Source organism: Streptomyces lienomycini, assembly GCF_027947595.1.
Taxonomy (GTDB): domain Bacteria; phylum Actinomycetota; class Actinomycetes; order Streptomycetales; family Streptomycetaceae; genus Streptomyces; species Streptomyces lienomycini.
This window is the reverse complement of sequence record NZ_CP116257.1, coordinates 467,232-486,837: the sequence shown is the minus strand read 5'-3', so window position 1 is coordinate 486,837 and position 19,606 is coordinate 467,232. Positions and strand designations below refer to the sequence as shown.

The 19,606-nt window shown below is 67.5% G+C and carries 15 protein-coding genes, 3 rRNA genes and 1 pseudogene; 5 read left to right on the top strand and 14 right to left on the bottom strand.

Features of this window, described 5'->3' with window-relative positions; all coding sequences use genetic code 11:
* Positions 1-260 precede the first annotated feature (260 nt).
* Entirely contained in the window at positions 261-563 is a 303-nt protein-coding gene (locus BJ961_RS02340; RefSeq protein ID WP_271319646.1) for a glutaredoxin family protein, read from the bottom strand.
* A 114-nt stretch (positions 564-677) separates the two neighbouring features.
* On the opposite strand from BJ961_RS02340, the gene BJ961_RS02335 reads away from it, so the two are divergent.
* The 3 genes from BJ961_RS02335 to BJ961_RS02325 all read left to right on the top strand — a co-directional run bounded on the left by BJ961_RS02335 (position 678) and on the right by BJ961_RS02325 (position 4,238).
* A complete protein-coding gene (locus tag BJ961_RS02335; RefSeq protein WP_271319645.1) occupies positions 678-1,619 on the top strand; it encodes an HAD family hydrolase in 942 nt (313 codons plus the stop codon).
* A 312-nt stretch (positions 1,620-1,931) separates the two neighbouring features.
* Entirely contained in the window at positions 1,932-2,726 is a 795-nt protein-coding gene (locus BJ961_RS02330; RefSeq protein WP_271319644.1) for an ECF subfamily RNA polymerase sigma factor, BldN family, read from the top strand.
* 264 nt (positions 2,727-2,990) lie between these two features.
* A complete protein-coding gene (locus BJ961_RS02325; RefSeq protein ID WP_271319643.1) occupies positions 2,991-4,238 on the top strand; it encodes a DUF5667 domain-containing protein in 1,248 nt (415 codons plus the stop codon).
* Between the two features lie 242 nt (positions 4,239-4,480).
* Here the strand turns inward: BJ961_RS02325 and BJ961_RS02320 are convergent, their stop codons facing one another.
* From BJ961_RS02320 to BJ961_RS02290, 7 genes are all read right to left on the bottom strand, one after another.
* Positions 4,481-5,542 (bottom strand): lysophospholipid acyltransferase family protein, encoded by a 1,062-nt coding sequence (locus BJ961_RS02320; protein WP_271319642.1) that lies wholly within the window; start codon positions 5,540-5,542, stop codon positions 4,481-4,483.
* 14 nt (positions 5,543-5,556) lie between these two features.
* Positions 5,557-6,618, bottom strand: a complete 1,062-nt coding sequence (locus BJ961_RS02315) for an NAD-dependent epimerase/dehydratase family protein (protein WP_271319641.1) — start codon at positions 6,616-6,618, stop codon at positions 5,557-5,559.
* 191 nt (positions 6,619-6,809) lie between these two features.
* Positions 6,810-6,908 (bottom strand): 30S ribosomal protein bS22, encoded by a 99-nt coding sequence (locus BJ961_RS02310; RefSeq protein WP_003948845.1) that lies wholly within the window; start codon positions 6,906-6,908, stop codon positions 6,810-6,812.
* A 109-nt stretch (positions 6,909-7,017) separates the two neighbouring features.
* On the bottom strand, positions 7,018-7,230 hold the full coding sequence (locus BJ961_RS02305) for a helix-turn-helix domain-containing protein (protein WP_004984898.1): 213 nt from the start codon (positions 7,228-7,230) through the stop codon (positions 7,018-7,020).
* A gap of 129 nt (positions 7,231-7,359) precedes the next feature.
* Positions 7,360-8,175, bottom strand: coding sequence for a phosphatase (locus BJ961_RS02300; RefSeq protein WP_271319640.1), 816 nt, complete (start codon positions 8,173-8,175; stop codon positions 7,360-7,362).
* 102 nt (positions 8,176-8,277) lie between these two features.
* Positions 8,278-9,450, bottom strand: a complete 1,173-nt coding sequence (locus BJ961_RS02295) for an acetoin utilization protein AcuC (RefSeq protein ID WP_271319639.1) — start codon at positions 9,448-9,450, stop codon at positions 8,278-8,280.
* Positions 9,401-10,645 (bottom strand): MFS transporter, encoded by a 1,245-nt coding sequence (locus BJ961_RS02290; RefSeq protein WP_271319638.1) that lies wholly within the window; start codon positions 10,643-10,645, stop codon positions 9,401-9,403. Before BJ961_RS02290 ends, BJ961_RS02295 begins: the two co-directional genes overlap by 50 nt.
* An 84-nt stretch (positions 10,646-10,729) precedes the next feature.
* Between BJ961_RS02290 and BJ961_RS35950 the strand changes: the two genes are divergently transcribed.
* Complete coding sequence (locus tag BJ961_RS35950) at positions 10,730-10,882, top strand: hypothetical protein (RefSeq protein ID WP_328658727.1); 153 nt, start codon at positions 10,730-10,732, stop codon at positions 10,880-10,882.
* Here BJ961_RS35950 and BJ961_RS02280 read toward each other — a convergent pair.
* From BJ961_RS02280 to BJ961_RS02265, 4 genes are all read right to left on the bottom strand, one after another.
* Entirely contained in the window at positions 10,872-11,519 is a 648-nt protein-coding gene (locus BJ961_RS02280) for an HAD family hydrolase (RefSeq protein ID WP_271319637.1), read from the bottom strand. The two genes, BJ961_RS35950 and BJ961_RS02280, sit on opposite strands and share 11 nt — an antisense overlap.
* A gap of 63 nt (positions 11,520-11,582) precedes the next feature.
* Positions 11,583-11,699: ribosomal RNA gene (gene rrf, locus BJ961_RS02275) — 5S ribosomal RNA — on the bottom strand.
* A gap of 84 nt (positions 11,700-11,783) precedes the next feature.
* Positions 11,784-14,904: ribosomal RNA gene (locus BJ961_RS02270) — 23S ribosomal RNA — on the bottom strand.
* A gap of 295 nt (positions 14,905-15,199) precedes the next feature.
* Positions 15,200-16,726: ribosomal RNA gene (locus BJ961_RS02265) — 16S ribosomal RNA — on the bottom strand.
* Together the 16S, 23S and 5S rRNA genes form the textbook arrangement of a ribosomal RNA operon.
* An 833-nt stretch (positions 16,727-17,559) precedes the next feature.
* Here BJ961_RS02265 and trpS point away from each other — a divergent pair.
* Complete coding sequence (gene trpS / locus BJ961_RS02260; RefSeq protein WP_271319636.1) at positions 17,560-18,570, top strand: tryptophan--tRNA ligase; 1,011 nt, start codon at positions 17,560-17,562, stop codon at positions 18,568-18,570.
* Here trpS and BJ961_RS02255 read toward each other — a convergent pair.
* Both BJ961_RS02255 and proC read right to left on the bottom strand, forming a co-directional pair.
* Positions 18,525-18,662, bottom strand: a pseudogene (locus BJ961_RS02255) (AraC family transcriptional regulator); the annotation flags it as partial. The gene trpS and the pseudogene BJ961_RS02255 sit on opposite strands and share 46 nt — an antisense overlap.
* A gap of 48 nt (positions 18,663-18,710) precedes the next feature.
* Positions 18,711-19,523, bottom strand: coding sequence for a pyrroline-5-carboxylate reductase (proC, locus tag BJ961_RS02250; RefSeq protein ID WP_271319635.1), 813 nt, complete (start codon positions 19,521-19,523; stop codon positions 18,711-18,713).
* Positions 19,524-19,606 lie beyond the last annotated feature (83 nt).

Here is a 19,606-nt window from a genome sequence, read left to right as displayed (position 1 = left end):
TAGAGCGGGGCTGTAGGCGGTCATACGTCCCTACATGACCGCCCCGTCGAATGCAGGCTATGTCTTTGTGAACGCGTGCACAAAGATGGTGTCCGATTTGCCCGGCCAACGTGACCGGGGTCACGCGCCCCCGGCGCACGGAACGGGAACCGGCGCATACGCACTCTCGTTCCTCACTCATTGGGGGCAAAGCCGTACACGCTCCTCACGATCAACGCCCCCGAGACCTGGTCACCATCGATCCTAAGCGACCATACGGACTACTTGTACTGATCGGTCAGTGCCTTGCGCAGCCGTTCCTCGTTCACACGCCAGAAGGTGTGCTGCCGGCCGTCGACCAGCACGACCGGAATCTGCTCCCAGTACTGGTCGTGAAGCCCGCGGTCCTCGGTGATGTCCTTCCCCTCCCAGGGGACGCCGAGTTCGGCGCAGACCTTCTCGACGACGCGCTGTGCGTCATCACACAGGTGGCAGCCGGGTTTGCGGATGAGGGTGACGAGATGGTTCTCGGAGTGCTCAGGGGGCTGGGGCTGCGCGGGTTTCCGGTGGAAGAGCGGGCTCATGCGGGCCATTCTCGCGCGCGCGGGCGGTTCCTCAACGGTACGGTCACCCGGAGTTCACAGCCCGCGAACCTCTCGGCTCCGAAGCATCCGAACAGACTGGCTATGCTCACGGGCATGGCCGCTCTTCGATGGCTCACCCCCCGTAGGCGCTCCGCCACGGCGCGGAGCGTGTTGGCAGGCGAGGCCTCGGCGGAGGCGGCGCGCAAGTCCGCGGAGGCCGCCGAGGCCGCACAGCAGACCGCTCCTGACGCCGACGTCGCGGAGCCGGAGTTCCCGGTCCACGGCGACGAGCGGGCAGCCGCCTTCTTCGACCTCGACAACACCGTGATGCAGGGCGCCGCGATCTTCCACTTCGGCCGGGGCCTGTACAAGCGGAAGTTCTTCGAGACCCGCGACCTCGCCCGCTTCGCCTGGCAGCAGGCGTGGTTCCGGCTCGCCGGGTTCGAGGACCCGGAGCACATGCAGGACGCCCGCGACTCCGCGCTCTCCATCGTCAAGGGCCACCGCGTCTCCGAGCTGAAGTCCATCGGCGAGGAGATCTACGACGAGTACATGGCCGAGCGGATCTGGCCCGGCACCCGCGCCCTCGCCCAGGCCCACCTGGACGCCGGGCAGAAGGTCTGGCTGGTCACGGCGGCCCCGGTGGAGATCGCCCAGGTGATCGCCCGCCGCCTCGGCCTGACCGGGGCGCTCGGTACGGTGGCCGAGTCGATCGGCGGCGTCTACACGGGCAAGCTGGTCGGCGAACCGCTGCACGGCCCCGCGAAGGCCGAGGCGGTCCGCGCACTGGCCGCAGCCGAGTCCCTGGACCTGTCCCGCTGCGCCGCCTACAGCGACTCCCACAACGACATCCCTATGCTGTCGCTGGTCGGACACCCCTACGCCATCAACCCCGACTCCAAGCTGCGCAAGCACGCACGCGAGCTGGAGTGGCGGCTGCGCGACTACCGCACCGGCCGCAAGGCGGCCAGGGTCGGCATCCCCGCGGCCGCGGGCGTCGGTGCCGTGGCGGGCGGCACCGCGGCGGCCATCGCGCTGCACCGCCGCCGCCGCTGACCCCATCCGGACGACGTACCCCCGGGACGGGCTCTCCAGTCCCCCTCAGCCGCACTTGCCCACATCGGCCACAACACGCTCTGTAGCAACAAGGAATCCGAACCGTTCCGGTCACCAAGCGATCAATCTGACGCACCTGACCGGGCGTCAATCGGGCACAGAAGCGACGTAATCGATGATTTGAGCAACTGGGCGTAGCAGTGCCTGCACGAAGCGTTATTCTCCTCAGACGCATTCCGGTACCCCACCTTCGCTACGACGGGTGAATGGTTCCGTACTGCACGTGATGGAAGTCCTGCCTCTGGGAGTCCCGTGTACCCACACGTCGGGGTTGACGCCTCGGGCCTGGCTACGCTGCGCGCAACGGTCAAATCAGCCCATGACCTGTTGCGCGGCTTCGTCCCCACCGCGTATGCCGTCCCCGCCCTCGCCGCGGCCGCCGTGCCCGCCGGTCCGTGCTACGCGCTGGCCGAAGGAAGCGCCGCCGTCGGCAGACGAGCCCGGTCGTCCTCGTCCGGGGCCGCCGCCACCACCCACCGCCGCCCCGCGGCGGACAGCGACAGCGCCCGCATGATGGAGCTGGTCGAGCGGGCCCAGGCCGGCGAGGCCGACGCCTTCGGCCGGCTCTACGACCAGTACAGCGACACCGTGTACCGCTACATCTACTACCGCGTGGGCGGCAAGGCCACCGCCGAGGACCTCACCAGCGAGACCTTCCTGCGGGCCCTGCGGCGCATCGGCACCTTCACCTGGCAGGGCCGCGACTTCGGCGCCTGGCTGGTGACCATCGCCCGCAACCTGGTCGCCGACCACTTCAAGTCCAGCCGCTTCCGCCTCGAGGTCACCACCGGCGAGATGCTCGACGCCAACGAGGTCGAGCGGTCCCCCGAGGACTCCGTCCTCGAGTCGCTCTCCAACGCCGCCCTGCTGGACGCCGTACGCCGGCTCAACCCGCAGCAGCAGGAGTGCGTGACCCTGCGCTTCCTCCAGGGCCTCTCGGTCGCCGAGACCGCCCGCGTCATGGGCAAGAACGAGGGGGCCATCAAGACGCTCCAGTACCGGGCCGTACGCACCCTCGCCCGACTGCTCCCGGACGACGCGCGCTGACCCCTGCGGTGCCCCCGAGGCACCGCGCCCCAGCAGAACTCTCCGCATCCCCCAATTCACCGTCGGTGAAAGTCCGTTGAGTCCACGGCCGGATCATCCACCGTCCGTAACCCAAGTGCCGCGCCGCTCGTTGTGCGGGATGCAGGCTCCCTGTGGTCACTCCCTGGCCGACTCCGATCACCCGATCGGATGGTTTCGATCAGGGCGTGCAACCCTCAGGACCCCCTGGGGAGTCGACCGTGATGACGAGAGGAGGTGCCGCCAGTGATCGCGAACGTATCGGCACACCGGCGGGCGAACGCCTTCGCCCAGGCTCTGGAGGACCAGTCCGATCCCGGGCCGGCGGCCGAGCAGTCCGGAGGACCGGCGACCGCCGGGGCCACCGCGGAACCGACCGAGCAGGGTCGTCTGGTGACCCTCGCCCAAGGTCTGGAGACGCTGCCCCGGCCCGAGCTGGATCCCGAGGTCAAGGTCGTCCAGCGGGCCCAGCTCGTGGCCGCCTTCGAGGCCATGCTGCAGGAGGGCACCGCGAACGGCGGGGCGGCGGACACTTCGGTACCCGAGCAGCGCCGGGCGCGCGGCACCCACCGGGCGGCTCCGCTGAGCAGGCTCCGGCCCCGTTCGCGGCTGGCCAAGGGCCTCACCGCGGGCGGACTGAGCGTGAGCGTGGCCGCCGGAGCCTTCGGCGGAGTCGCCGCCGCCAGTTCGGACGCCCTGCCCGGGGACTCGCTCTACGGCCTCAAGCGCGGCATAGAGGACTTCCGCCTCGGCCTCGCCGACGGGGAGGACGAGCGGGGCCGGGCCTACCTGGACCTCGCCTCGACCCGGCTGAGTGAGGCACGCCGGCTGATGGAGCGCGGCCGCAGCGGCCCCCTCGACCACGAGTCCCTCGGCGAGGTCCGCCGCGCACTGTCCGGCATGCGGCACGACGCCTCCGAGGGCCACCGCCTGCTCAGCGCGGCCTACGCCCACGACCCGGACTCGCTGGCCCCCATGCAGGCGCTCTCCGCCTTCTCCCAGTCCCACCGGGAGACCTGGGGGGCCCTGCGGGAGCGGCTGCCCGTGCAGCTCGGGGACGTCAGTGAGCAGGTGTCGTCGGTGTTCGACGCCATAGACGACGACGTGGCCCCGCTGCGGTCCATGCTGCCGCAGCCGCCCACCCAGGACGAGGACAGCGGTGACGGCGGCCGGCCGGGCGGCTCCGGTTCCGCCACCACCCGCGCCCCCGGCTCGGGTCACTCGTCGGCACCCAGCACCGGCGACGACGGCACCTCCGAGCGCGGGCGCACCGACACCGGCCGCCCCAGCGAGTCCGCCGACTCCGGCCGGGAGAACGACGGCCTGCTCGGCGACGGCACCGGCGGCCTGCTCGACCCGCCGAAGGACGACAGCGGCCCCACCTCCCCGCCGACGGGAGGCGCCACCCCGCCCGTGGAGCCCGACGTCACCCTCCCGCCCCTCCTCCCGGGTCTCCTGCCCGGCCTGGGCATCGAGGCGGACGACGCGGACTGAGCCGGCTCGCGTACGGCGGTGGGGTGCCCTGCGAAACCCGGGGCACCCCACCGCCGTACGACGACGTCCGTCGGCGGAATTCCCACCGTCGGCGGGCCCCTCAGAAGAACACCGACCGCCGCTGCACCAGCAGTTTGGCCCCCCTGTCTGCTGCCCTCGCACCGCTCCGCGGGCTTCGGCCAGCTGCGCCGGACTTCGTCCGCCGGCTCATCGCACCCGCCTCGCCGTCCACGCACCGCGCCTCAGAAGAACACCGACCGCCGCTGCACCAGCAGTTTGTAGAGCGTGTGCTGGATCTGTTCTCTCACCTGGTCGGTCAGGTTGAACATCAGCACCGGGTCCTCGGCGGCCTCCGGCGCGTAGCCGTCCGTCGGGATGGGCTCGCCGAACTGGATCGTCCACTTGGTCGGCAGGGGCACCGCACCCAGCGGCCCGAGCCACGGGAAGGTCGGTGTGAGCGGGAAGTACGGGAAGCCCAGCAGTCGCGCCAGGGTCTTCGAGTTGCCGATCATCGGGTAGATCTCCTCCGCCCCGACGATCGAGCACGGGATGATCGGCGCCCCCTGCCGCAGGGCCGTGGACACGAAGCCGCCCCGCCCGAACCGCTGGAGTTTGTAGCGCTCGCCGAACGGCTTGCCGATGCCCTTGAAGCCCTCCGGCATCACACCGACCAGCTCGCCCTGACCGAGCAGCCGTTCGGCGTCCTCCGCGCAGGCCAGCGTGTGACCGAGCTTGCGCGCCAGTTCGTTGACCACCGGCAGCACGAACACCAGGTCCGCCGCCAGCAGCCGCAGGTGCCGGTCGGCCGGATGGTGGTCGTGGACGGCGACCTGCATCATCAGCCCGTCCAGCGGCAGCGTCCCGGAGTGGTTGGCGACGATCAGCGCACCGCCCTCGGCGGGGATGTTCTCCACGCCCTTCACCTCGACCCGGAAGTACTTCTCGTACACCGGGCGCAGCAGGGACATCAGCACCTGGTCGGTCAGCTCGGCGTCGTAGCCGAAGTCGTCGACGTCGTAGTCCCCGGTGAGCCGCCGGCGCAGGAAGGACAGGCCGCCCGCGACGCGCCGCTCCAGGCCGCCGTCCCCGCGACCGTCCTCGGCGCCGTCCACGTCGCCGTGGTCCCCGGCCGGGCGCTGCGGTCCGGGCGACTCCCCGCCCTCCGGGTCGTCGTCCCGCGGGGCGGCTCCGCGCACGGGCAGCGGCTGCACGTCGCCCGCCCGGGCCGGCCGGGCCGGGCCGCCCTTGCGCCGGCTCCCCCGCGACCGGTCGTCGTCGAACGGAATGACCTTGGCGTCCGCCATCGTTGCTGCGCTCCTCAGTTGGCGCTCTGCGTCGGGAGGTGGCCGCTGTCCCCCAGGGACAGCTCCGCGATCCGGTCGACGGCCCCCGCGAGGGCCTCGGGCGGCAGCAGCCCGGCACCGCGGCCGCGCGCGAAGTCCGCGAACGCCGCCGCCGTCGAGTACGTCGGCCAAAACCCCAGCGTCTCGCGCATCTGCGTGGTGTCCACCACCCGGCCGTGGGTGAGCAGCCGGATCTGCTCGGGGGAGAAGTCCGTCATGCCCAGCGTACGCACGAGCGAACCCGCCCAGGTGACCGCCGGCAGCAGCAGCGGCACCGTGGGGCGGCCCAGTCGGCGCGAGCACTGGGAGAGCAGCAGGACACCGTCACCGGCGATGTTGAAGGTGCCGCTGTTCAGCGTCCCCCGGCGCGGCTCGTCCGCGCAGACCCGCAGCACCTCGATCACGTCGTCCTCGTGCACGAACTGCAGCCGCGGGTCGTAGCCGAACACCGTCGGCAGCACCGGCAGCCCCAAGTAGGAGGCGAGCGGCGTGTCCGCGGCCGGGCCGAGGATGTTGGCGAACCGCAGCACGGTCACCGACACGTCGGGCCGCCGGCGCGCGAAGCCCCGCACGTACCCCTCGACCTCGACCGCGTCCTTGGCGAAGCCGCCGCTGGGCAGGGATTTGGGCGCGGTGGTCTCGGTGCAGACGGCCGGGTCGCGCGGCGCGGACCCGTAGACGTTGGTGCTGGACTTCACCACCAGCCGCCGCACCGTCGGCGACTTCTGGCAGGCGCCGAGCAGCTGCATCGTGCCGATGACGTTGGTCTCCTTGACCGACGTGCGGCTGCCGCTGCCCAGCGGTGTGCCCGTGACGTCCAGGTGGACGACGGTGTCCGCGCGGGTCTCGGCGAGCACCCGCCCGATGGCCGACTGCCGGATGTCCGCCTGGACGAAGTCCGCGCCGCCCAGATGGTGCTCCGGCGCGACGACGTCCACGCCGACGACCCGCTCCACGTCGGGATCACGCTGGACGCGCCGGACGAACCGGCCCCCCAGCGGGCGGGCCACTCCGGTCACGAGCACGACCTTGCCCAAGATCAGCGCCTTCCTTCCGCCTGCTTCGTAGCCTGCCGCGTTCCCCGCCTGCAGGCCAACTTAGCCGGTGGGTGTCGCACCGTGACGACCGCCGGACGCGGCCCGTGACGAAAAACGGCGGCCGTATACGACTGTGGCCCCCCACCGGATGCGGTGGGGGGCCACAGACCACGCTGACGGCGCAGCGTCGCTTACTTCTTGTTGCGACGCTGAACGCGCGTGCGCTTCAGCAGCTTGCGGTGCTTCTTCTTGGCCATCCGCTTGCGCCGCTTCTTGATAACAGAGCCCACGACTATCCTCGCTCACTTCTCATCACTCGGTTGGTGAGCGCCATGGGCCCACACGACCTACGAGGGGCCAGCCTACCGGTCCGAGCGCCGAGGTCGTAATCGAGGGCCGTCAGGCCGTTTCCACCCCCACGTAGCTCTCGCGGAGGTACTCGTGAACCGCTTGCTCCGGGACGCGGAACGACCGTCCCACCCGGATCGCGGGCAGATGACCGCTGTGCACCAACCGGTACACGGTCATCTTGGACACGCGCATCACCGAGGCGACCTCCGCCACGGTAAGGAACTGAACCTCGTTCAGAGGCCTTTCGCCAGCTGCAGCCATGACACACCTGAACCTTCCGCACTCGACGGCCACCGGCTTCCCCTTCCGGTGACTCTTCGTCGCTGCGTGCTCACTCCCCAATGTAGGGGCGGGTGATGCGAATGGGGAAGAGGTGCACCCATCGCTTCCCTACCGTGACAGACACGCCCGATTGAGTACGTAGCGGGTAAGCGGTCGGTAGTACTCGGGTCGCACGGCGTCATCAAGTGGAACGGCGACGGACACGAGCCCCTCGGCCTCCCCGACGAAGGGCGCCGGATCGTCCGTGTCGGCCGGGCCGATCGCCTCGAACCCCAGCTGACCTGCTCCGCAGACCCAGCCGTGATCCCCGATCACCAACTCGGGAAGCGGCCCGCCCGTCTCGGCCGCGGCGGCCAGCACGGTCCGAACCGGCAGCGGCGAGTGCGTGTGCACGCCGGGCTCACCACCGGCGTGCCCGGCGGCGGGCTCCCGCACCGACGCGACTCCGCGGACGTAGTCGAGGACGAGCGTGCGTAGACCGAACCGGGTCGTTATGTCGACAGAGCGACCCTGCGCGGGGGTGAGGACAGTACATCCCGCCGCCGACAGCGCCTCGGCCAAGGCGACGTAGAAGCCGAGCAGTCGATGCGGATGCCCGGTGCCCAGGAGCACCGGGGCGCGACGTTCCGCGACCGCCGCGAGCCGATCGGCGAAGGCGTCCAGGGCCGCGAGGGTCCGGTCGGGATCGATCACGTCCTGGCCCGAGGTGTCACGCGGATCGGCCGACACCCCGCACCTGTCCGCCATCAGCCCGAGCAGCTCCCGCTGCCCCCACTCGCCTCCCGGGTCGATCCCGATCAGCACCCGGGGGTCCCGCGCGGCGAACAGCCGGTAGCTCCGCAGGCTCACCTCCCGAGAGGTCGCCACCACCCCGGCCAGCCGGACGTCCAGAAGATGAGCCCGAAGAGCTCCGCGGGTCAGCACCCGACCGATGCTGCCGGGTCTTCATGCGGGGCGAACGGGAAACGGGAGATCTCCGCACGGTCGGCGTAACAGGCCCCGCGACGCCGGGCCGGGCACCCGCCCCTACGCCAGCAGCCCCCGCAACGGGAACGCCGCCCGCCGTGCCGCCCGCACCGCCTGGTCCAGCCGGTCCGCGGGGTCGTACCCCGCCTCCCACGAGGCCCAGGACACCGGCCACCGCCCGTCGGTCATCCGCTGCGGCCCCAGCTGCCGGGTCCGCGCGAACACCTCCTGCCGCCACCCTTCCGGAATCACCGTCTCCGGCTCCACCGGCCGGCCCGCGGCGATCCCCACCAGGTGCGTCCAGGACCGCGGCACCACCTCCACCACGGCGTACCCCCCGCCCCCGAGGGCCACCCAGCGCCCCCCGGCGTACTCGTGCGCCAGCTCGTGGCAGGCCACCTGCACCGCCCGCTGCGCGTCCAGCGACACCGCCAGGTGCGCCAGCGGATCCTCGAAGTGCGTGTCGGCGCCGTGCTGCGTCACCAGCACCTGCGGCCGGAACTCCGCGAGGACCTCCGGCACCACCGCGTGGAACGCCCGCAGCCACCCCTCGTCCCCGGTCCCCGCCGGCAGCGCGACGTTCACCGCGGAGCCCTCGGCGCAGTCCGCGCCGGTCTCCTCCGGCCAGCCGGTCTGCGGGAACAGCGTCCGCGGATGCTCGTGCAGCGACACCGTCAGAACCCGCGGGTCCTCCCAGAACGCCGCCTGCACCCCGTCCCCGTGGTGCACGTCCACATCGACGTACGCGACCCGCTCGGCCCCCAGCTCGAGGAGCCGCGCGATCGCCAGCGCCGCGTCGTTGTACACGCAGAACCCGGACGCCGCGCCCGGCATCGCGTGGTGCAGCCCGCCCGCGAAGTTCACCGCGTGCAGGACGTCGCCGCGCCACACCGCCTCCGCGGCCCCGACGGACTGCCCGGCGATCAGCGCGGACACCTCGTGCATGCCCGCGAAGGCCGGGTCGTCGACGGTACCGAGCCCGTACGAGCCGTCGGCCGCGCCCGGATCGGCCGACGCCGCCTTCACCGCGTCGATGTAGTCCTCCCGGTGGACGAGTCGCAGCGTCGACTCCCCGGCCGGCCGCGCCGCGACGACCTCCACCTCCCGGTCGAGCCCGAGGGCGCCGACCAGACTCCGGGTCAGGGCGAGCCGTACCGGGTCCATCGGATGCTCCGGCCCGAAGTCATAGCCCGTTACTGCCTCGTCCCACATCAGCTGTGCGCGGCCGCTCATGCCCGCCACCGTATCGGTCCGGGCGTTCCCCGAACGACCTGGCGTACACGACCGTCACCAGCACCAACACCATCGGCACGAGCATCGCCCCGCGATAGCTCCAGGCGTCCCCGAGCGCCCCCACCAGGGGCGAACCGATCAGGAAACCCACGTAGTTGAAGATGTTGAGCCGCGCCACCGCCGCGTCCGAGGCCCCCGGCCCGCCGCCCCGCTCGGCCGCCAGCCGGCCCGCCGCGGCGAACGTCTGCGGCACCAGCACGCACAACCCCACCCCCAGCAGGGTGAACCCGAGCATCCCCACCCAGGCCCCCGGCGCCGACGCCACCACGGCGAACCCGCCCGCCGCGACGACGGCCCCGCCCCGCACCACCGCGACGGCCCCGAACCGCCGCACCCCGAAGTCCCCGACGGCCCGCCCCACCAGCGTGGTCACCATGTACACGTTGTACGGCACAGTGGCCAGCTGCTCCGAACTCCCCAGCACGTCCTGGAGATACTTCGCACTCCAGTTGGAGACGGTCGAGTCCCCGATGTACGCGAACGTCATCACCAGGCACAGCGGCAACAGCACCTTGAACCCGACACCGCCCCCGGCCCGGCCCCCGCCCTGCTCCGCGCTCTTCCCCGGGTCACCGCCGCCCCCGTCGACGTACCACCGGCTCCCCACCAGCGCCGCAGGCAGCAGCACCACGACCACCGGCAGATACGACACCCACAGCGCCAGGTCCCAGTGCGCCCCCGCCCACGCCAGCGATGCCCCCAGAATCCCCCCGAGGCTGTACGTCGCGTGGAACCCGAGCATGATGCTGCGCCCGTACGCCCGTTGCAGGCTCACCCCGAGCATGTTCATCGAGGCGTCCAGGGCACCGACGGCCAGCCCGAAGACGGCCAGCGCGACCGCCAGCACCGCCATCCGGTCCCCCGCACCCACCCCGAGCAGCGCCAGCAGTACCACCGGCTGGGACCAGCGCAGCAGCCGGCTCGGCCGCACCCGCCGCACCAGACGCTCGCTCACCACACTCCCGACACCGGCCAGGATCGGCACGGCGGCGAGGAAGACGGGCAGCAGCGCGTCGGAGACGCCGTACCGGTCCTGGATGGCCGGGATACGCGTCACCAGCAGTGCGAAGGCGACCCCCTGGGCGAAGAAACCGAACGCGAGCGAGGCCCTACCGCGCCGCAGCACATCAGTCATGGCGGCGAGCGTAGGGCCCCGGCTTACCCGTGGGTAGATCCAGCCAAAGGTGAATTCTTCTCAGCTTCGAGGACCGGTGTGCCCGTGGAGGCGCTCTCGGGCGCGCGGGCCGACGCGGCGGCGGCCCCGATCATGTGGACCATGGGCCCGGCTCCCAGCGCACCGCTGACCACGAACGCGCACACCAACGTCACGATCATGACGACCGTCCCGAGCCCGACCGCTGTCAGCGTATGAGCAGGTCGGCCAACTCCCCCATGTCCGCGAAGAGTCGGGTGGCACCGGCGAGCTTCGCGGGCGGCGTCATGGCGGTGAACCCGTACACGTCCATCCCGGCGGCGACCGCGGCCCGGACGCCGAGCGGACTGTCCTCGATCACGGCACACCGTTGCGGCGCCACGCCCATCCGCTCCGCAGCGTGCAGGAACAGGTCCGGTGCCGGCTTCCCCCGCCCCACGTCCTGGGAGCTGAAGATCCGTCCGTCGTCGAACCACCGGTCGAGCCCGGTCTTCCGGTGCCCCACCCGGATCCGCTCGTGGCTCCCGGAGGAGGCCACGCAGTACGCCACCCCGTCCGCGGCGAGCTTCTCCAGCACGCCGACGGCCCCCTGAACGGGCTCCAGTTCACGCTCGAAGGCGGCGAAGACCCGCTCGTGGAAGACGTCGTCGAAGTCGTCGGGCAGCCGCCGCCCCGTCCGCTCCAGGACGAGATCGTGGACGCGGTGCATCGCGCCGCCCATGTAGTCCCTGAGGGAGTCCTCGTAGGACGTCGGGTGCCCCAGCTCGGTGAGACAACCGGCGAGCAGCCGATTGGAGATCGGCTCACTGTCGACGAGAACACCGTCATTGTCGAAGATAACCAGGTCGTAGCGCATACAGAGACCCTAAACGCAGAAGACCCCGCACCGTTCCCGGTGCGGGGTCTTCTCGCAATGATTGTTCGGCGGCGTCCTACTCTCCCACAGGGTCCCCCCTGCAGTACCATCGGCGCTGTAAGGCTTAGCTTCCGGGTTCGAAATGTAACCGGGCGTTTCCCCTACGCTATGACCACCGAAACACTATGAAACATACAACCGCACCACGCTGTGGACGTGGGGTTGTTCGTGGTTTCAGAACCAACACAGTGGACGCGAGCAACTGAGGACAAGCCCTCGGCCTATTAGTACCGGTCACCTCCACACCTCACGGTGCTTCCAGATCCGGCCTATCAACCCAGTCGTCTACTGGGAGCCTTAACCCCTCAAGGGGGTGGGAGTCCTCATCTCGAAGCAGGCTTCCCGCTTAGATGCTTTCAGCGGTTATCCCTCCCGAACGTAGCCAACCAGCCATGCCCTTGGCAGGACAACTGGCACACCAGAGGTTCGTCCGTCCCGGTCCTCTCGTACTAGGGACAGCCCTTCTCAAGACTCCTACGCGCACAGCGGATAGGGACCGAACTGTCTCACGACGTTCTAAACCCAGCTCGCGTACCGCTTTAATGGGCGAACAGCCCAACCCTTGGGACCGACTCCAGCCCCAGGATGCGACGAGCCGACATCGAGGTGCCAAACCATCCCGTCGATATGGACTCTTGGGGAAGATCAGCCTGTTATCCCCGGGGTACCTTTTATCCGTTGAGCGACGGCGCTTCCACAAGCCACCGCCGGATCACTAGTCCCGACTTTCGTCCCTGCTCGACCCGTCGGTCTCACAGTCAAGCTCCCTTGTGCACTTACACTCAACACCTGATTGCCAACCAGGCTGAGGGAACCTTTGGGCGCCTCCGTTACTCTTTAGGAGGCAACCGCCCCAGTTAAACTACCCATCAGACACTGTCCCTGATCCGGATCACGGACCCAGGTTAGACATCCAGCACGACCAGACTGGTATTTCAACGACGACTCCACCCACACTGGCGTGCGAGCTTCAAAGTCTCCCAGCTATCCTACACAAGCCGAACCGAACACCAATATCAAACTGTAGTAAAGGTCCCGGGGTCTTTCCGTCCTGCTGCGCGAAACGAGCATCTTTACTCGTAGTGCAATTTCACCGGGCCTATGGTTGAGACAGTCGAGAAGTCGTTACGCCATTCGTGCAGGTCGGAACTTACCCGACAAGGAATTTCGCTACCTTAGGATGGTTATAGTTACCACCGCCGTTTACTGGCGCTTAAGTTCTCAGCTTCGCCACACCGAAATGTGACTAACCGGTCCCCTTAACGTTCCAGCACCGGGCAGGCGTCAGTCCGTATACATCGCCTTACGGCTTCGCACGGACCTGTGTTTTTAGTAAACAGTCGCTTCTCGCTGGTCTCTGCGGCCACCCCCAGCTCAGAGTGTAAAACTCGTCACCAGGTGTGGCCCCCCTTCTCCCGAAGTTACGGGGGCATTTTGCCGAGTTCCTTAACCATAGTTCACCCGAACGCCTCGGTATTCTCTACCTGACCACCTGAGTCGGTTTAGGGTACGGGCCGCCATGAAACTCGCTAGAGGCTTTTCTCGACAGCATAGGATCATCCACTTCACCACAATCGGCTCGGCATCAGGTCTCAGCCACATGTACGACGGATTTACCTATCGCACGGCCTACACCCTTACCCCGGGACAACCACCGCCCGGGATGGACTACCTTCCTGCGTCACCCCATCACTCACCTACTAACCGCTTGGTTCGGCGGCTCCACCACTCCCCTCAACTCCGAAGAGATCAGGGCGGCTTCACGGCCTTAGCATCACGATGCTCGATGTTTGACGCTTCACAGCGGGTACCGGAATATCAACCGGTTATCCATCGACTACGCCTGTCGGCCTCGCCTTAGGTCCCGACTTACCCTGGGCAGATCAGCTTGACCCAGGAACCCTTAGTCAATCGGCGCAAACGTTTCTCACGTTTGTATCGCTACTCATGCCTGCATTCTCACTCGTGAACCGTCCACAACTCGCTTCCGCGGCTGCTTCACCCGGCACACGACGCTCCCCTACCCATCACAGCCGGCGTTGGCCGTATTGCTGCAATGACACGACTTCGGCGGTACGCTTGAGCCCCGCTACATTGTCGGCGCGGAATCACTAGACCAGTGAGCTATTACGCACTCTTTCAAGGGTGGCTGCTTCTAAGCCAACCTCCTGGTTGTCTGTGCGACTCCACATCCTTTCCCACTTAGCGTACGCTTAGGGGCCTTAGTCGATGCTCTGGGCTGTTTCCCTCTCGACCATGGAGCTTATCCCCCACAGTCTCACTGCCGCGCTCTCACTTACCGGCATTCGGAGTTTGGCTAAGGTCAGTAACCCGGTAGGGCCCATCGCCTATCCAGTGCTCTACCTCCGGCAAGAAACACACGACGCTGCACCTAAATGCATTTCGGGGAGAACCAGCTATCACGGAGTTTGATTGGCCTTTCACCCCTAACCACAGGTCATCCCCCAGGTTTTCAACCCTGGTGGGTTCGGTCCTCCACGACCTCTTACAGCCGCTTCAACCTGCCCATGGCTAGATCACTCCGCTTCGGGTCTTGAGCGTGCTACTGAAACGCCCTGTTCGGACTCGCTTTCGCTACGGCTTCCCCACCCGGGTTAACCTCGCAACACACCGCAAACTCGCAGGCTCATTCTTCAAAAGGCACGCAGTCACGACGCAAGGACAAGTCCTTGCGCGACGCTCCCACGGCTTGTAGGCACACGGTTTCAGGTACTATTTCACTCCGCTCCCGCGGTACTTTTCACCATTCCCTCACGGTACTATCCGCTATCGGTCACCAGGGAATATTTAGGCTTAGCGGGTGGTCCCGCCAGATTCACACGGGATTTCTCGGGCCCCGTGCTACTTGGGTGTCTCTCAAACGAGCCGCTAATGTTTCGACTACGGGGGTCTTACCCTCTACGCCGGACCTTTCGCATGTCCTTCGCCTACATCAACGGTTTCTGACTCGTCCTGTTGCCGGCAGACAACAGAAGAGAGATCCCACAACCCCGCACACGCAACCCCTGCCGGGTCTCACACGTATACGGTTTGGCCTCATCCGGTTTCGCTCGCCACTACTCCCGGAATCACGGTTGTTTTCTCTTCCTGCGGGTACTGAGATGTTTCACTTCCCCGCGTTCCCTCCACTTGCCCTATGTGTTCAGGCAAGGGTGACAGCCCATGACGACTGCCGGGTTTCCCCATTCGGACACCCCCGGATCAAAGCCTGGTTGACGACTCCCCGGGGCCTATCGTGGCCTCCCACGTCCTTCATCGGTTCCTGGTGCCAAGGCATCCACCGTGCGCCCTTAAAAACTTGGCCACAGATGCTCGCGTCCACTGTGCAGTTCTCAAACAACGACCAACCACCCGTCACAACCCGCTTCCGCAGATTTTTACCGGGGCCGGCAACTGAAGGAAGATCATTCCCTCAGACACCCAACAGCGTGCCCGACACGTTCAGTCAAGACCCTGCGTTCCACGCCGAAGCAGTACTAGCAGTCCTCATCCCGATCGTGCCGAATAGTCAACGTTCCACCCATGAGCAACCAGTGCGAGACATTCGCCCGCATACTGGCCTCTGACCAGCCCGAAGACCGGTAAGAAGTGCTCCTTAGAAAGGAGGTGATCCAGCCGCACCTTCCGGTACGGCTACCTTGTTACGACTTCGTCCCAATCGCCAGTCCCACCTTCGACAGCTCCCTCCCACAAGGGGTTGGGCCACCGGCTTCGGGTGTTACCGACTTTCGTGACGTGACGGGCGGTGTGTACAAGGCCCGGGAACGTATTCACCGCAGCAATGCTGATCTGCGATTACTAGCGACTCCGACTTCATGGGGTCGAGTTGCAGACCCCAATCCGAACTGAGACCGGCTTTTTGAGATTCGCTCCACCTTGCGGTATCGCAGCTCATTGTACCGGCCATTGTAGCACGTGTGCAGCCCAAGACATAAGGGGCATGATGACTTGACGTCGTCCCCACCTTCCTCCGAGTTGACCCCGGCGGTCTCCCGTGAGTCCCCAACACCCCGAAGGGCTTGCTGGCAACACGGGACAAGGGTTGCGCTCGTTGCGGGACTTAACCCAACATCTCACGACACGAGCTGACGACAGCCATGCACCACCTGTACACCGACCACAAGGGGGGCACCATCTCTGATGCTTTCCGGTGTATGTCAAGCCTTGGTAAGGTTCTTCGCGTTGCGTCGAATTAAGCCACATGCTCCGCCGCTTGTGCGGGCCCCCGTCAATTCCTTTGAGTTTTAGCCTTGCGGCCGTACTCCCCAGGCGGGGCACTTAATGCGTTAGCTGCGGCACGGACAACGTGGAATGTTGCCCACACCTAGTGCCCACCGTTTACGGCGTGGACTACCAGGGTATCTAATCCTGTTCGCTCCCCACGCTTTCGCTCCTCAGCGTCAGTATCGGCCCAGAGATCCGCCTTCGCCACCGGTGTTCCTCCTGATATCTGCGCATTTCACCGCTACACCAGGAATTCCGATCTCCCCTACCGAACTCTAGCCTGCCCGTATCGACTGCAGACCCGGGGTTAAGCCCCGGGCTTTCACAACCGACGTGACAAGCCGCCTACGAGCTCTTTACGCCCAATAATTCCGGACAACGCTTGCGCCCTACGTATTACCGCGGCTGCTGGCACGTAGTTAGCCGGCGCTTCTTCTGCAGGTACCGTCACTTTCGCTTCTTCCCTGCTGAAAGAGGTTTACAACCCGAAGGCCGTCATCCCTCACGCGGCGTCGCTGCATCAGGCTTTCGCCCATTGTGCAATATTCCCCACTGCTGCCTCCCGTAGGAGTCTGGGCCGTGTCTCAGTCCCAGTGTGGCCGGTCGCCCTCTCAGGCCGGCTACCCGTCGTCGCCTTGGTGAGCCATTACCTCACCAACAAGCTGATAGGCCGCGGGCTCATCCTGCACCGCCGGAGCTTTCGAACCTCGCAGATGCCCGCGAGGATCAGTATCCGGTATTAGACCCCGTTTCCAGGGCTTGTCCCAGAGTGCAGGGCAGATTGCCCACGTGTTACTCACCCGTTCGCCACTAATCCCCACCGAAGTGGTTCATCGTTCGACTTGCATGTGTTAAGCACGCCGCCAGCGTTCGTCCTGAGCCAGGATCAAACTCTCCGTGAATGTTTACCCGTGATCGGGTGACACCACGAGAGCGGAACAGTCGGAGGAATAATCCGACCGTTCACAGCGTCCTCGCTGTGTGTTACTTCAAAGGAACCTCGTCCCAGCCGAATGGCCGGAGACGGGGTATCAACATATCTGGCGTTGACTTTTGGCACGCTGTTGAGTTCTCAAGGAACGGACGCTTCCTTTGTACTCACCCTCTCGGGCTTTCCTCCGGGCGCTTCCCTTCGGTCTTGCGTTTCCGACTCTATCAGATCTTTCCGATCCGATTTCCTCGGTGCTTTCCAGGTTCCCGCTTTCGCGTTTCCCTTTCCGGCGGTTCCGACTCTATCAGATCCTTTCGGGCCCTGATTCCCCGTCAGAAGGGGTTGTCTCCGCGGCCGTTCGGGCCGTTTCAACGAGGTGAGACTCTAGCGGATTCCCGGCTCCCGAGCTAATCGGGGGCCGCGTCCTTTCGAACGTGGATTCCTCATTCCGTAAATACGTGCACCGGCACTTCGACGACGCCGACCATGCGACTGCTCGTCGAGGAGTGGTGGGTACTTGCGGAATCGCTGTCCGGGGACCGACCGGGGTCGGCGCTCACGTCGGACAACTCGGAGAACACTAGGAGTGCGGGACAGGCGTGTCAACTCCCGGGCGGTGCGGTCCCCGCGGGAGTACCGTGGAGGGCGTGATGACGCGTACGTGTACCGGGCTCTGGTGGGCCGCCTGACGGCGGCCGTACACACGTATGCACTCGACGGCCGCCGCTTCGGCGGCCGTTCTCGTATCTCCCTCCAGGAGGGGCGGCCGGCGGGTGGCGGCGGCCCTGACCAGGAGGTGGAGAGATGACACGGGTCTTCAGTGGGGTCAAGCCGACAGGGCACCTGACGCTGGGGAACTACCTGGGAGCCATGCGGCGGTGGGCCGCGGTGGACCAGTACCGGTCGGACGCGTTGTTCTGCGTGGTCGACCTGCACGCGCTGACCGTGGACCACGATCCGGCGCGGGTGCGCAGACTCAGCCGGCAGGGCGCGTCGCTGCTGCTGGCGGCGGGGCTGGACCCCGAGGTGTGCACCGTGTTCGTGCAGAGCCACGTCGACGAGCACGCGCGGCTGTCGTACGTACTGGAGTGCGTCGCGACGGACGGCGAGATGCGGCGGATGATCCAGTACAAGGAGAAGGCCGCGCGGGAGCGGGAGCGCGGTGGGAGCGTGCGGTTGTCGCTGCTGACGTACCCCGTGCTGATGGCGGCGGACATCCTGGCGTACGGGACGGACGAAGTGCCGGTCGGGGACGACCAGACGCAGCACGTCGAGCTGGCGCGGGATCTCGCGGTGCGGTTCAACCAGCGGTACGGGCACACGTTCGTGGTGCCGCGGGCGACGAGTCCGGCGGTGGCGGCGCGGGTCATGAATCTCCAGGAGCCCGCGTCGAAGATGGGCAAGAGCGACGACGTGGGACCGGGCATCGTCTACCTGCTGGACGAGCCGGACGTGGTGCGGAAGAAGATCGTGCGGGCCGTGACCGACAGCGGGCGTGACGTCGTGTACGACCGGGCGGAGCGGCCGGGGCTCGCGAACCTGCTGGAGATCCTCGCGGCCTGCACCGGCGGGGACCCGGAGGAGCTGGCGGGCGAGTACGACTCGTACGGCGCGCTGAAGAAGGACACCGCGGAGGCGGTCGTCGAGGTGCTGAGGCCCGTGCAGGAGCGGCACAAGGAGCTGTGCGCCGATCCCGGGTACGTGGACGGAGTGCTCCTGGAGGGGGCCGGGAGGGCCCGGGCGATGGCACGGCCGACCGTGGACGCGGCCTACCGGGCGATCGGGTTGCTGCCCCCGGTGAACGCGGTCCGGTAGGCGCGGGGACTGGTGGCGGGGCGCGCTGCGAAGTGCTGGCGCATCGTGGCCTCGCTGCCGAACCCCGGCCGTCGGGCGACCTCGGGTATGGGCGGTGCGTTCGGGAGTGCGGTCGGTGCCCGGTCGTGCTTCGCGGGCTGTCAGTCCTTGGTGCCGGAGGCCAGTTCGCGGCTGCGGTCGCGGGCGGCTTCCAGGGCGGCGATGAGGGCGGCGCGGACGCCGTGGTTCTCCAGTTCGCGGATGGCGTTGATGGTGGTGCCGGCGGGGGACGTCACGTTCTCGCGGAGCCTGACCGGGTGTTCGCCGCTGTCGCGGAGCATCTTCGCGGCGCCGATCGCGGACTGGACGATCAGGTCGTGGGCCTTGTCGCGGGGCAGGCCGAGGAGGATGCCGGCATCGGTCATGGCTTCGACCAGGTAGAAGAAGTACGCCGGTCCGGAGCCGGAGAGGGCGGTGCAGGCGTCCTGCTGGGACTCGGGGACGCGGAGGGTCTTGCCGACGGCGCCGAAGATCTCGTCGGCGTGGGCGAGGTGGGCCTCCGTGGCGTGGGTGCCGGCGGAGACGACGGACATGGCCTCGTCGACGAGGGCCGGGGTGTTCGTCATGACGCGGACGACCGGGGTGCCGGGGGCGAGGCGTTCCTCGAAGAAGGAGGTGGGGACGCCGGCCGCGCCGCTGATGATCAGGCGGTCGGCGGGGACGTGCGGGGCGAGTTCGTCGAGGAGGGTGCCCATGTCCTGCGGCTTGACCGTGAGGATCAGGGTGTCGGCGTTCTTGGCGGCCTCGGCGTTGGTGACCGGGGTGACGCCGTGGCGGGCGCGGAGTTCGTCGGCCCGTTCCGGGCGGCGAGCGGTGACCAGGAGGTCGGCGGGGGCCCAGCCGGCGCCGATCATGCCGCTGAGCAGGGCTTCGCCGATCTTGCCGGTGCCGAGGACGGCGACTTTCTGGGTCATGGGTTCGGTGCCCTTCGGTGCCCTGGCTGTTCTTGGGTCGTCGTGCGTCGAGCGTCGTGCGTCGTGCGTCGTGCGTGGTCCGT